The following is a 13,679-nucleotide window of genomic DNA, read 5'->3' on the forward strand; positions in this document are numbered from 1 at the left end:
AGGCCTCGGCCTCGCCACAAATCCGCCCTGCACCGGGGCATCCGGATCATCTCAATGTTGACTGTGGTCGTCGTGCTGGCGGTGGCAGGGGTCGGGTTGGCGCTGGCGACGCAGGTCGGCGTGCTGCTGATCCAGCGCGCCTTTCCGCCACGGGGCCGCATCATCGAGGTTGCGGGCGCGGCGCTGCATGTCGTCGAACTCGGCCCGCGCGATGCTCCAGGGCCGCCGGTTGTGATGCTGCACGGCGCAAGCTCCAACCTCCGTGTGATGCAGCATCCGCTCGGCGACAGGCTCGCCGTGACTCGTCGGGTGATCCTGATCGACCGGCCGGGCCACGGCTGGAGCACGCGCGACCGCATTGCGGATTCGACGCCTGCGATCCAGAGCCGGATGATCATGGACGCGCTGGCCAAGCTTGGTGTCGATCGGGCGATCATCGTGGCGCATTCCTGGGCCGGTGCGCTCGGCCTGCGCATGGCGCTGGATGACCCGGACCGGATCGCAGGTCTCGTGCTGCTGGCACCTGTCGCCTATCCCTGGCGCGGCGGCGTCGGACGCTACAACAAGGTGGTTTCGACGCCGCTGATCGGGCCGCTGCTCGCGCATACCATCACGATGCCGCTCGGTTGGCTGGTGACCAAAGCCGGCGCGCGCGGCGTGTTCGCGCCGCAGGCGATCCCCGGTCATTTTGTCCGCGACAGCGCGACGCCGTTGCTGCTGCGTCCGCGCGAGTTTATCGCCAATGCGCGGGACCTCGTGACGCTGAAGCCGGCCGTCGTCGCGCAGGCGCCGCGCTACGCGGAGATCACGGCGCCGCTCACCATCATCTCCGGCGATGTCGACAAGACGGTCTCGACGCACATCCACTCGCGCCCGCTCGCCGCGACAGCAGCCAATGCGAGGCTGATCGTGCTGCCCGGCATCGGCCACATGGTGCAGTTTGCAGCGCCCGATCTCGTAGTGTCCGAGATCGAGGTGATGGCCGGCCGGATGGCGCGGCATGCGGTGCCGGCACAATAGCTGCTGCAGGCCGCGCCTTCGCACCGCGCGAATGTGATCCGGCCAAGCTTGCGCGGCCGCATGGCGCTGAACATCATGGTCGACGCGCGGTTTCGGATCTCATCAAAGGACACATCTCATGCGGATCGACAATGTCGCCGACCTCATCGCCGAGACACTCGCCCAGGCCGGCGTGAAACGCGTTTACGGCATCGTCGGTGACAGCCTCAACGGCCTCACCGAAGCGCTGCGCAGGCGGGGCACGGTCGAATGGCTGCATGTGCGGCATGAGGAAGTGGCCGCCTTCGCCGCCGCGGCTGAAGCGCAGATCACCGGCACGCTCGCGGTCTGCGCCGGGTCATGCGGACCGGGCAATCTTCATTTGATCAACGGCCTGTTCGACGCGCATCGCAGCCGCACGCCGGTGCTGGCGCTGGCGGCGCAGATTCCGTCCGCCGAGATCGGCGGCGGCTATTTCCAGGAGACCCATCCGCAGGACCTGTTCCGCGAATGCAGCCACTATTGTGAGCTCGTATCCGATCCGGCGCAGCTTCCCTACATGCTGGAAAACGCGATCCGCGCCGCGGTCGGCAAGCGCGGCGTCGCCGTCCTGGTGCTGCCGGGCGATGTCGCGCTGCGCTCCGCGCCGAAGCGCGACGTCTCACCCAATGCCGGGTTGCTGCCGCCGGCGCCGATTGTCCGGCCCGCCGATGCTGACCTGAAGGCGCTGGCCGATCTCCTCAACGGTGCGCGGCGCGTGACGCTGTTCTGCGGGCGCGGCTGCGCTGGGGCGCGTGACGGCCTGCTGAAGCTCGCGGAGACGCTCAAGAGCCCGATCGTGCATGCGCTCGGCGGCAAGGATCACGTCGAGTACGACAACCCCTACGATGTCGGCATGACCGGTTTCATCGGCTTCTCCTCCGGCTATGCCGCGATGCATGCCTGCGACGTGCTGTTGATGCTGGGGACCGACTTTCCCTACAAGCAGTTCTTCCCGACCGGCATCAACATTGCGCAGGTCGATATCCGCCCCGAGAATCTCGGCCGTCGCTGCAAGCTCGATCTCGGCATCATCGGCGACGTCGGCGAGACCATCGCCGCGCTGCTGCCGAAGCTGAACGTGAAGACCGACCGCAAGCATCTTGACGCCTGCCTCGCGCATTACAAGGACGCCCGCGCCGGGCTCGACGACCTCGCCCGCGGCAAGCCGGGCCAGAAGCCGATCCATCCGCAATATCTCGCGCGCCTGCTCAGTGAGCAGGCCGCCGAGGATGCGGTGTTCACCGCCGATGTCGGCACGCCGACGATCTGGGCCGCGCGTTATCTCAAGATGAACGGCCGCCGGCGCCTGATCGGCTCCTGGGTCCACGGCTCGATGGCCAATGCGATGGCGCAGGCGATCGGCGTGCAGGCAGCGCAGCCCGGCCGGCAGGTGGTGTCGATGTCCGGCGACGGCGGCTTCGCGATGCTGATGGGCGACCTCATCACGCTGACGCAGATGAAGCTGCCGGTGAAGGTGGTGATCTTCAACAACAGCGTGCTCGGCTTCGTGGCGCTGGAGATGAAGGCCGCGGGTTTCATCGAGACCGGCGTCGATCTCAAAAATCCCGATTTCGCGGCGATGGCCCGCGCCATGGGCCTTCATGGCGTCAGGGTCGAGGATCCCGGCGAGCTCGAAGGGGCTGTCCGCGACGTGCTGGCATATGACGGCCCGGCCGTGCTCGATGTCGTGACCGCGACGCAGGAATTGTCGATGCCGCCGACCATCACGCTGGAGCAGGTCAAGGGCTTCAGCCTGTGGGTGCTGCGTGCGGTGATGAGCGGCCGTGGCGACGAGGTGGTCGATCTGGCAAAGACCAATCTGCTGCCGCGTTGAGCAAGCGGCGATGTCCGCCCTGACATCTGCGCCAGGGCGGACGCAAGCATCTCGCGACGCTATTTCTTCTGCTTGCCGTCCTTGTCGAAGGACGAGATGTAGGCCCAGATGTTGTTGGCCTCGGTCTCGTTCTTAATGCCGGCGAAGGCCATCTTGGTGCCGGGGATCTTGGCTTTCGGATCCTTGATGTATTCGAGGAACTGTTCCTTGTTCCAAGTGATGCCGGAATTCTTGTTGGCGTCCGAATAATTATAGCCCGGCGCGGAGCCGGAATGGCGGCCATCGATGCCGTTGAGCTCGGGGCCGACCTTGTTCTTGGCGCCTTCGCCGATCGAATGGCAGGCCAGGCACTTGTTGAACGCGGTCTTGCCGGCAGCGGCATCCTGCGCCGACGCGGAGGATGCGAATGCCAGCGATGTGACGACTGCCAGCGCGCTCAAGGTCTGTATCTTCATGGGGTGCTCTTCGTTTCGTCCCGGGAGGTAGTAAATCGTTTGTGGCATGGCCGCCTTATGTCGGACAAGCCACGAAACTTTGACAGGTTTCCTGACCGTCCGCTTGTCCCAGAGAGAACTCGCGATTGCGGGGGAGCGCAATCCGACCTTCGGCCGGGCTTCGGAAACAGGTGCAGACGTGCTTGATTTGTCGTAACAAATCGGCAAAGGGCGAAGCCCGGAGGAATCCCGATGTCCATCATGATGCCGGCCGCCGACCAGGCCATCCTTGATCGCCGCGCTGAAATCGCGGCGGCGCTGCGCGCAATCGTCTCGGGCGAGGGCGTGATCGACAACGCCGCCGAAATGCTGGTCTATGAATCGGACGGGCTGACCGCCTACCGGCAGCCGCCGATGGTCGTGGTGTTGCCCGATACCACCGAGCAGGTCGCGCGCGTCCTCAAATATTGTCACGCGCAAGGCATCAAGGTGGTGCCGCGCGGCTCCGGCACGTCGCTGTCCGGCGGCGCGCTGCCGCTGGCCGATGCCGTGCTGCTGGGCCTTGGTAAGTTCAAGCGCATCCGCGAGATCGATTTTGACAACCGCGTGGTCGTCACTGAGCCCGGCGTCACCAATCTCGCGATCAGCCAGGCGGTCGCCCATGCCGGCTTCTATTACGCGCCCGATCCGTCGTCGCAGATCGCCTGCTCGATCGGCGGCAACGTCGCCGAGAATTCCGGCGGCGTGCACTGCCTGAAATACGGCATGACCACCAACAATGTGCTGGGCTGCGAGATCGTGCTGATGAACGGCGAGATCCTGCGCATCGGCGGCAAATCGGCGGAGAATTCCGGCTACGACCTGATGGGCATCATCACCGGCTCGGAAGGGCTGCTCGGCGTCATCACCGAGATCACGGTGCGCATCCTGCAGAAGCCGGAGACGGCGCGCGCTTTGATGGTCGGCTTCGCCGAGGTCGAGGCGGCCGGCGAATGCGTTGCGCGGATCATCGGCGCCGGCATCATTCCGGGCGGCATGGAGATGATGGACAAGCCGGCGATCCACGCCGCGGAGGCCTTCGTCCATGCCGGCTATCCGCTCGACGTCGAGGCTCTCTTGATCATCGAGCTCGACGGTCCGTCGATCGAGGTCGACGAGCTGATCAAGCGGGTGGAGTCGATTGCGCAGGGCTGCGGTTCGACGTCTTGCCAGATCTCGACCTCCGAGGCCGAGCGCAATCTGTTCTGGGCCGGAAGGAAGGCGGCATTTCCCGCGGTCGGGCGCATCTCGCCGGACTATCTCTGCATGGACGGCACGATTCCGCGCGGTGCGCTGCCGAAGGCGCTGGCGCGGATCCGCGAGCTCTCCGAGAAGTACCAGCTCGGCGTCGCCAACGTGTTCCACGCCGGCGACGGCAATCTGCATCCCTTGATCCTTTACGATGCCAACAAGGCCGGCGAGATCGAGCGGGCGGAGGCGTTCGGCGCCGACATCCTGCGCTGCTGCGTCGAGCTCGGTGGCGTGCTCACCGGCGAGCACGGCGTCGGCATCGAGAAGCGTGATCTGATGCCGGAGATGTTCTCCGACATCGACCTCAACCAGCAGCAGCGCCTGAAATGCGCCTTCGACGCCCAGGGCCTGCTCAACCCCGGCAAGGTGTTTCCCACCCTGCATCGCTGCGCCGAACTCGGCCGCGTCCATGTCCACGGCGGCAAGCTGGCGTTTCCGGACATTCCGCGGTTCTAGAAGATCGTGCGAGTACGTCGAATGGCAGCCGCGAAGGCTGCGCTCACTCCCCGCAAGGCAGGGCAATCGCATATGACCTGCGCGCACTCTGGTGCTGACGTTTCCGCGTCGTCATGGCCGGGCTTGTCCAGGCTTGTCCCGGCCATCCAAGTCTTCCTTCACGTGGAAAACCAAAGACGTGGATGCCCGGGACAAGCCCGGGCATGACGAGTTTGTGGGTAGACCAACCAAACCACAGGCATTGAACGCGCAGCATAACCGGCATATGCGATAGCCCTGCGCTTGCGGGCGAGGCTTGGGATGGGGCTATCGCCACGAGTCACACTGTGGAGAGATTCCCCACCCGCCGCGCGGTCGGTTTCCGGCGATGATGGCGATCGCCGCCTGCGCCGCTCAGATCAGGACGTATTGGGCGCGCTCCCGTTTCGCGAGCAGGGGCAGCGCTTGCCCCGCGATGTAAGTCTTGAAGTAGTCACTGTCCTGATGCGCCTTCAGGGCCGCTTCGTCCTGAAACAATTCGTAGAACAGGAATTGCGCCGGATTGTCCTTGCCGCGGCCGATCAGGAACAGCTTGGCGCCGGGATCTCGCTGCGCCTCGGGCAGGAAGCGGTCGAGGATCTCGGCGACCTTGTCGGCCTGTCCGTCCCTTGCCTCCCACTCCGCCACCACCAGCAGGCCGCCGGTATTGATGGCGTCGCTAATGGTCCGCGTGCTCATCGCATAGTGCTTCATCTGCATTCCTCCGTTGCGTTGCTCCGATCGAGATTGCGAGACGGCCCAGGGCGAGACGTTGGCGATCGCCATGGTCGCCGCGAGCGCGCCGATGGCGGATCGTCGGGTGAACCTCACCGTGGTGGTCGCGATTTCCGAACGCGTCATGATCGTCTCCAACTGTCTTGCGGTGCCGAACCGCAACGCGGGACATAGTCGACTTGCCGGCACATTCAGTTCGGCAATGGTCGAATTGTCGATGTCGTGAACATTTCGATCATGATCGAAGCGTTACGGTGGGCTGTGGTGCGATAAGCGTCGTGGTTGCCAACCGCCGGAGCCGGCCATGCAGACCATCGCGCCAGAGCTTGCCGATCTCGCCGCATCGATCGCTGATCCCGGGCGCGCCGGCATCCTGACGCGGCTGATGGATGTGGGCGCGCAGACCGCGAGCGAGCTGGCGCGGGTTGCCGGCGTCACGCCGCAGACCGCGAGCTGGCATCTGGCGAGACTGGTCGAGCGCGCGCTGCTCAAGGTCGAGCGGCACGGTCCGCGCCGGCTCTACGGGATCGCCACCCCGCTGGTCGCGCAGATGCTCGAAGGCATGATGACGGTCGCCGCAATTGATCCCCATCCGTCCCGGCCGCAGCCCCGGATCGACGCGCAGATGCGGCGGGCCCGGACCTGTTACGACCACCTTGCCGGCGAACTCGGCGTCGCCGTCACCGAGGCGATGCTGGAACGGGGCTATCTCGAGCTGGACCGGGAGGCCGGCGAACTGAGCGCCGCAGGCATGGCCTTTCTCGGGGGGCTCGGCATCGACCTGCCTTCGCAGCCCCGCCGCCGGCGGGTGTTGTGCCGGCCCTGTCTCGACTGGAGCGAGCGGCGTCCGCACCTGGCCGGACGGGCGGGGGCCGCGCTCGCCGAGCTGGCGTTCCAGCGGGACTGGATCCGCCGCCAGCCGCGGGGCCGATCGGTCGAGATCACCTAGACCGGGCTCGCGGCATTCAGGACGCTGTTCGGAGCGCGCATTTGATTTCGGAGCCAAATTTGGCTACCCGCTAACGCCGTGGACACGCTCAAAGTAAAAGACGCCAAAGACGTCGAAGAAGTGGTGCGCGCGGCGATCGCGAGCGAGCAGCCGCTCGAGATCATCGGCCATGGCTCCAAGCGCGCCATTGGCCATCCGATGGCGACCAATGCCGTGCTCGACCTGTCGGCGCTGAACGCCGTCACCTCCTATGAGCCGAACGAGCTGATCATCACCGTTCAGGCCGGCGCGCCGCTTGCCGACGTGCAGTCGCTGATCGACGCCAAGAACCAGCAATTCGCCTTCGAGCCGATGGATACGTCCGTGCTGCTCGGAACGCCGCAGGCCGGCACCATCGGCGGCATGATCGGCGTGGGGCTGGCCGGTCCCCGCCGCATCAAGGCCGGCGGCGCGCGGGACCATCTGCTCGGCGCGCATGCGGTGTCGGGGTTCGGCGATAGCTTCAAGACCGGCGGACGGGTGGTGAAGAACGTCACCGGCTACGACCTCTGCAAGCTGCTTACCGGTTCCTGGGGCACGCTTGCGGTGATGACCGAGGTGACGCTGAAGGTGATGCCGAAGCCGGAAACCGAGCACACGCTCGTGCTCCGCGGGCTCGACGATGTCGCCGCCAACAAGGCGATGACGGCGGCGCTCGGCTCGCCATTCGACGTCTCGGGTGCGGCGCACCTGCCGTATCAGGCGTTCCGGGCCGGAACGGGGCCGCTCGCAGGGCTCGCCGCCGCCGGGCAGGCGGTGACGCTGGTCCGGCTCGAGGGCATCGCGGCGTCGGTGGCGCACCGGACGGCCTCGCTGAGCCAGACACTGTCCTCCCATGGGATGGTCGACCAGCTCGAAGACGACGCCGCCTCGCTCGCGGTCTGGGCCGCCTTACGCGACGTGGCGCCGTTTGCGGCGAATGGCGCGCTCGGGGCGTGGCCGGTCTGGCGGATCGTTTGCCCGCCAGCTTCGGGTGGCACCCTCGGCCAGGCGCTGGCGCGCGCCAGCGGTGGCGACGTGATCTACGACTGGGGCGGCGGACTGATCTGGCTCGCGGTGCCGCCCAAGGAAAATACGCGGCCCGACGCACAGGCTGCCCTCGTACGCAGCCAGGTCGAGGCGGCCGGCGGACACGCCACCCTGATCCGTGCCGACGAGGCGGTGCGCCGCAGCGTCGATGTGTTCCAGCCGCAGGCCGAGGGCCTTGCCGCGCTCGGCGAACGGGTGCGCAACAGCTTTGACCCGAAGTCCATCCTCAACCGCGGCCGGATGAGGCGAGGAGGGGCTGCATGAAGACCGAATTCTCGCTGACGCAACTCGCCGACCCCGACATCAAGGAAGCGGACAAGATCCTGCGCGCCTGTGTGCATTGCGGCTTCTGCACTGCGACCTGCCCGACCTATGTGCTGCTGGGCGACGAGCTCGATAGCCCGCGTGGCCGCATCTACCTGATCAAGGAGATGCTGGAGAAGGACAAGCCGCCGACTCCCGATGTGGTCAAGCATATCGACCGCTGCCTGTCGTGCCTCGCCTGCATGACCACCTGCCCGTCGGGGGTGAACTACATGCACCTGGTCGACCAGGCCCGGGTCAGGATCGAGCGCGATTATACGCGGCCGTTGGCCGAGCGGCTGTTGCGGTCGGTGCTGGCCTTCGTGCTGCCGCGCCCGGGCGTGTTCCGGATCAGCATGATCCTGGCCGGGCTTGTCCGGCCCTTGACCGCGCTGTTGCCCACCCCATCGGTCGGCGCGTCGTCCCCAGGCCTGCTGCGGCGGATCACGGCGATGCTGGCGCTCGCGCCGCGTGGCCTGCCGCAGCCGGGGCCGCCAGCGGGAACCGTGTTCGCGCCGGTCGGCCGGCGGCGCGGCCGGGTGGCACTGCTTCAGGGCTGCGCCCAGCAGGTGCTGGCGCCGCGGATCAACCAGGCCGCGATCAACGTGCTGACCCGGCACGGCATCGAGGTGGTGCTGGTCAAGGACGAGCAATGCTGCGGCGCGCTCACCCATCACATGGGGCAGGACGAGGACGCGCTGGCGCGTGCGCGCGCCAACATCACGGTGTGGCAAAGGGAAGCGGACCAGAGCGGGCTCGACGCCATCCTGGTCACGACCTCGGGCTGCGGCACGGTCATCAAGGATTATGGCTATCTGCTGCGCGAGGACCGCGCGTTCGCCGGTCCTGCTGCGCGAATCTCCGCACTGGCAAAGGATATCACCGAGTATCTTGCCGGCATCGAGCTCGCGCCCACGACGCAAAAAGGCGACGTCACCGTCGCCTATCACTCGGCCTGTTCGCTGCAGCATGGGCAGAAAATCACTCAACTTCCGAAAGAATTGCTTTCCAAGAATGGATTCGTGGTGAAAGATGTCCCCGAGAGCCATTTGTGTTGCGGTTCGGCGGGGACCTACAACATTCTCCAGCCCGACATTGCGAGCAGATTGCGCGATCGCAAGGTCGCCAATATTGCGATGGTCAAACCGGACATGATCGCTGCGGGCAATATTGGCTGCATGGTTCAGATTGCCGGCGGTACGTCAGTTCCTGTGGTGCACACGATTGAGCTTCTCGATTGGGCGACAGGAGGTCCCCGGCCAGGATTGAACTGATCGACTGCCACTCGAGCATGATCCGGACCTGGAGCTCTGCGTTGGCGCAGCGTTAAGACCGGCGCTCCGACAGGACCATGCCCGACAAGCGAACGGGCCGGTGCTTCCTGCAAGCCGTGCTCCCGTTCCGGCAAGCGGCCATTTCACTGCGCGCGGCGGCCCTTCATCAGCGGCAACAGGAGGACCACGATGGCGAAATCGAAGAAGGCGAAGAAAAGCAAGAAGGCCAAAAAGGCCAAGAAGGCTGTAGCGGCGAAGAGGAAAACTGCGAAGAAGTCCGCCAGGAAATCGGTGAAGAAGGCCGCCAAGAAGGCTGCAAAGAAGTCGGCGAAGAAAGCCGCCAAGAAGGCTTCGAAGAGAGCCGCTGCCAAGAAGGCAGCTCCCAAGAAGGCCGCGCCAAAGAAAGTCGCCAAGAAGAGCGCGCCGAAGAAAGCCGCCGCACCGAAGCCGGCGCCGGTCGCCGCGCCTCCCGCGCCCGCGCCCGAGCCGCAGCCGGCCCCGAGCTGGGCCTCGCCGAGCCATGAGTCGGCGCCTGGCTGGGTCGCCGGCACCGCCCCCGACGGAGGCGAGCACCACTAGAGCGAGATGAGTTAGGATCGAATCGGTTCGGTCACAGACGCGGTTCACCTCTCCCCGGCGGGGAGAGGTCGATTTGCGTAGCAAATTGGGTGAGGGGCCGCGGCTTTAACGGGAGACCCTGATCCCCTCACCCGGCGCTACGCCATAGCCGGAGCAGCGCTTCGGCGTTCTCTTTAAGGGCGGCCGCCGAAGGCGGCCTATGCCGCTCCCGAGGGAGAGGTGAACCTTCGTTGCCGCTCCAGTTCGACCTAATCTCATCACGCGCTAGCCGAAGCGAGCCCGAGCGGGGTACGCAACTGGATGGATTGGAGAGCCGCAGCGGTCTGCCGCTGCGGCTCTTTTCATGTCGCGATCGCGATGCCGTCCTCTTGCGTACCCGGCGATTCGTCGCCCGGCTCGCATTCCGCTCGCCTATCGCAGCCTCCGTCGCTCAACCGGGGCGCGAGCCATTCGGCTTGTGGTGCAAATGCAACACGCGCCGAGCAAGATTCGCTGGAGTGGTCAGAACGCCTAAAAAGGCGGCACATGCATGTCTTTTTTGCTTCTCCGGCATAAGCACGCGTTTCAGATTGAACTCACGCGATTTGGTTCCAGTCGCTTATCGCTCGCCCTGGGGGGCCATTGGAGCTGGGCTGTTCGGAAAGTATATGGGGATCGTCATGAAGAAATTGGCTTTGTTAGCAACGGCGCTAGCAATGGTTTCGAGCTCGGCTTTGGCAGCTGATATGGCCGTGAAGGCCGTCAAGGCACCGCCGCCGGCTCCGTTCGAGCCCTGGGACGTCGCCTTCGGCAGCTCGCTCTCGAGCGACTACATCTTCCGCGGCGTCACCCAGTCCAACCACAAGCCGTCGGTCTCCGCCTATTTCGAGCCGCGCTACAACGTCACCAAGGACCTGCAGCTCTATGTCGGCGTGTCCGGCGAGAGCATCTCCTTCGCCAACCGCGCTGCGGCGGAGGTCGACGTCTACGGCGGTATCCGCCCGACCTTCGGCGCCTTCGCCTTCGACATCGGTGTCTGGGGTTACCTGTATCCGGGCGGCACCTGCTATTATGGCGGCGGTGCACTGACAGACTTCGCAGGCAATCCGCTGAGCGCGGACTGCCAAGCCAACACCCTGACCAATCTGAACGTGATGAAGAAGGATGTCAGCTTCTTCGAAGTCTACGGCAAGGTCACCTACACCATCAACGACAACTGGGCGTTCACCCTGAACGAGTACTACTCGCCGAACTTCCTCAACACCGGCGCCTGGGGCAACTACTCTTCGATCATCGGCAAGTACACCGCGCCCAGCACCATCTTCGGCTCCAGCGGCGTCGGCATGTATGTGTCGGGTGAGTTCGGCCGGCAGTGGCTTGGCACGTCCGACAGCTTCTACGGCGTCCCGGCGTTCCCGAACGGCATCAAATATGCCGATTACAATACCTGGAATATCGGTATCGGCTTCACCTACAAGGTGTTTACGCTCGACCTGCGCTATTCCGACACCGACATGTCGAAGGGTGACTGCAACGCCTTCACCAGCGACTTCACCGCTGGCGGAACCACCAACGTCACCCCGATCAACCCGTCCGGCCTCGGCTCCAACTGGTGCGGCGCAGCCGGCATCGCCAAGCTTTCGGTCGACCTGACGGCGGCGTCCAACCTGAAGTAATCCCTCTTGCGGAGACGAAAGGGCGGCGGAGCAATCCGCCGCCCTTTTTGCTTTTACAGGAGGGGGCTCCGCCCGCCGGCCGCAATCAGTGCATCGCTGCCCGGCATCGTCGCGGCAGTCGAAGTCCGCGACAGCGCACCGGCCGACCCTTCTCACACCGCGACCTTGACGGCCTCGCGCAGCGTGAAGCGGTCGCCGTCGCGGACCAGCGCGATATTGCGCTGATGGAACGCGTCCAGCGTCGAGCGGTGGCCGATCGAGACGACGGTGGTCGCCGGCAGCTTTTCGGCGATGAGTTTGTAGAGCGCGGCTTCCGACGGCTCGTCGAGCGAGGCGGTCGCCTCGTCCAGGAACAGGAATTGCGGTGCGTGCAGCAGCGCCCGCGCGATGCCGAGCCGCTGCTGCTCGCCGAGCGACAACATCCGGTTCCAGTGCGCCTCCTCGTTAAGGCGCGCGGCGAGCTGCGGCAGTCCGACCGCGATGAGGACTTCGCGGACCCGCGCCGCATCGAACTGTGCGGCTTCGCCCGGATAGACGACCGCGTCATGCAGTGATCCGATCGGCAGATACGGGCGCTGCGGCAGCATCATCAGCCGGGCATTGGCCGGGATTTCGATGGCGCCGTTGCCGAACGGCCAGATGCCGGCCACCGCGCGAAACAGCGTCGACTTGCCGGCGCCGGACGGGCCGGTGACGAGCGTGCGCTCGCCCGGGCGGAAGCTGACATGGTCGACCGAAACCAGTGGCGCGCCGTTCGGAAGCTTGACCAGGAGCTGCGGCAGCGCGATCTCGCGGCCGGAGGCGGGCCTGGCGTGAATCGAGGCGGGATCGGCGGCCAGCTTGTCGGCGCTTGCGATCGAGCCCTCGAAGCCGTCGAGACGGGCGATCACCGCGCGCCATTCGGCCATGGTGCGGTAGGCCGACACGAAGAACGAAAGCGCGTCCTGCACCTTGCCGAAGGCTTCGGCGATCTGGATCAAGGCACCGAGCTGGACCGTCTTGTTGACGAAATAGGCCGGGCCTGCAAGCGCGAACGGAAATACCACCGACGCCTGTGCGTAGGATTGCGTGAAGGCGGTAAGCCGCTTGGTCCGGCTCATGATGCCATACCAGTTGGAGACGACGCGGCCGAACCGCTCCGACAGGCGCTCGCGCTCGGCGCCCTCGCCCTTGAGCAGTGCGATCTGTTCGGAGTTTTCGCGGACGCGCACCAGGTTGAAGCGGAAATCCGCTTCCAGGCGCTGCTGGTGGAAGTCGAGGTTGACCAGCGGCGAGCCGATCCACTGCGTCAGCAGCGTGCCGAAGATGGCGTAGACCACCGCGCCCCAGACCAGGTACCCCGGAAATGAGAAATCGCTGCCGAACAGCAATAGCGGCAGCACTTCCGACAGCCCCCAAAGGATCACCACGAAGGAGGCGAGCGAGACGATCGAGCTCAGCAGTCCGACGCCGATCGCCAGCGTCTGGGCGACGAACAGCTTGACGTCGTCGGTGATGCGCTGGTCGGGGTTGTCGGCCGCGTCGCCCGCGAGCTGCATGCGGTAGTGATTGGCGTCGTGCACCCAGTCGCGGAGATATTTGCCGGTCATCCAGTTGCGCCAGCGGATCTGCAGCCACTGGTTCAGATAGAGCTGGTAGACACCGAGGACGACCGAGACCGTGGCCAGCGCGCAGAACACCAGCATCTCGCGCTTAAAGGTGTCCCAGTCCTTGTTCTGCAGCGCGTTGTAAAAGCGATTGCGCCACTGGTTGACCAGCACGTCGTTTCCGACGAGCAGCAGCTCAATCGTGATGACCGCTCCAAGCAGCACCCGGCCGGCCCACTTGTCCTCGGAACTGAAATAGGGCGCAGCGATGCGCCACACGGACGCGAGCGTCGAGCGAATGTTGTTCACAGATTATCGTCTCCGGGAGATGGGCCGCAAAGGCCTGAAAAATCGGGACAATCGGAAGGTTTCAGACGAAAGTCGTAGAACTGGCATGCAAGCGTCGGCTTGTCCCATCGTTCGAGTCAACTCTAGCATGCTCGCAACGGCGAGGGGC

The 13,679-nt window shown here is 65.3% G+C and carries 11 protein-coding genes; 7 read left to right on the plus strand and 4 right to left on the minus strand.

Annotated features, from left to right (window positions below; genetic code table 11):
* Nucleotides 1–54: 54 nt before the first annotated feature.
* Both MTX19_RS07230 and poxB read left to right on the plus strand, forming a co-directional pair.
* Nucleotides 55–1,020: an alpha/beta hydrolase gene (locus MTX19_RS07230; protein ID WP_280983028.1), complete on the plus strand. Its 966-nt coding sequence runs from the start codon at nucleotides 55–57 to the stop codon at nucleotides 1,018–1,020.
* Nucleotides 1,021–1,138: 118 nt separating this feature from the next.
* Nucleotides 1,139–2,875, plus strand: coding sequence for a ubiquinone-dependent pyruvate dehydrogenase (gene poxB, locus MTX19_RS07235; RefSeq protein WP_280983029.1), 1,737 nt, complete (start codon nucleotides 1,139–1,141; stop codon nucleotides 2,873–2,875).
* 59 nt (nucleotides 2,876–2,934) lie between these two features.
* Here poxB and cycA read toward each other — a convergent pair whose 3' ends face one another.
* A complete protein-coding gene (gene cycA / locus MTX19_RS07240; protein ID WP_280975799.1) occupies nucleotides 2,935–3,330 on the minus strand; it encodes a cytochrome c-550 CycA in 396 nt (131 codons plus the stop codon).
* A 231-nt stretch (nucleotides 3,331–3,561) separates the two neighbouring features.
* Between cycA and MTX19_RS07245 the strand changes: the two genes are divergently transcribed.
* Complete coding sequence (locus MTX19_RS07245; RefSeq protein ID WP_280975800.1) at nucleotides 3,562–5,055, plus strand: FAD-linked oxidase C-terminal domain-containing protein; 1,494 nt, start codon at nucleotides 3,562–3,564, stop codon at nucleotides 5,053–5,055.
* A 393-nt stretch (nucleotides 5,056–5,448) separates the two neighbouring features.
* Here MTX19_RS07245 and MTX19_RS07250 read toward each other — a convergent pair whose 3' ends face one another.
* Nucleotides 5,449–5,934, minus strand: coding sequence for an antibiotic biosynthesis monooxygenase family protein (locus tag MTX19_RS07250; protein ID WP_280983030.1), 486 nt, complete (start codon nucleotides 5,932–5,934; stop codon nucleotides 5,449–5,451).
* A 178-nt stretch (nucleotides 5,935–6,112) separates the two neighbouring features.
* Between MTX19_RS07250 and MTX19_RS07255 the strand changes: the two genes are divergently transcribed.
* From MTX19_RS07255 to glcF, 3 genes are all read left to right on the plus strand, one after another.
* Nucleotides 6,113–6,757 (plus strand): winged helix-turn-helix domain-containing protein, encoded by a 645-nt coding sequence (locus MTX19_RS07255; RefSeq protein ID WP_280983031.1) that lies wholly within the window; start codon nucleotides 6,113–6,115, stop codon nucleotides 6,755–6,757.
* Between the two features lie 78 nt (nucleotides 6,758–6,835).
* Nucleotides 6,836–8,089, plus strand: a complete 1,254-nt coding sequence (locus tag MTX19_RS07260) for an FAD-binding protein (protein ID WP_280983032.1) — start codon at nucleotides 6,836–6,838, stop codon at nucleotides 8,087–8,089.
* Nucleotides 8,086–9,402, plus strand: coding sequence for a glycolate oxidase subunit GlcF (glcF, locus tag MTX19_RS07265; RefSeq protein WP_280983033.1), 1,317 nt, complete (start codon nucleotides 8,086–8,088; stop codon nucleotides 9,400–9,402). Before MTX19_RS07260 ends, glcF begins: the two co-directional genes overlap by 4 nt.
* A gap of 143 nt (nucleotides 9,403–9,545) precedes the next feature.
* Here the strand turns inward: glcF and MTX19_RS07270 are convergent, their stop codons facing one another.
* Nucleotides 9,546–9,953 carry a hypothetical protein gene (locus tag MTX19_RS07270; protein WP_280983034.1) on the minus strand — a complete coding sequence of 136 codons (408 nt, stop codon included), beginning with the start codon at nucleotides 9,951–9,953 and terminating at the stop codon, nucleotides 9,546–9,548.
* A gap of 687 nt (nucleotides 9,954–10,640) precedes the next feature.
* On the opposite strand from MTX19_RS07270, the gene MTX19_RS07275 reads away from it, so the two are divergent.
* Entirely contained in the window at nucleotides 10,641–11,636 is a 996-nt protein-coding gene (locus MTX19_RS07275; protein WP_280983035.1) for a TorF family putative porin, read from the plus strand.
* A gap of 152 nt (nucleotides 11,637–11,788) precedes the next feature.
* On the opposite strand, the gene MTX19_RS07280 is transcribed toward MTX19_RS07275, so the two are convergent.
* A complete protein-coding gene (locus tag MTX19_RS07280; RefSeq protein WP_280983036.1) occupies nucleotides 11,789–13,531 on the minus strand; it encodes an ABC transporter ATP-binding protein/permease in 1,743 nt (580 codons plus the stop codon).
* Nucleotides 13,532–13,679: the final 148 nt, after the last annotated feature.

The organism is Bradyrhizobium sp. ISRA464, assembly GCF_029910095.1.
In the GTDB taxonomy this organism is placed as follows: Bacteria; Pseudomonadota; Alphaproteobacteria; order Rhizobiales; family Xanthobacteraceae; genus Bradyrhizobium.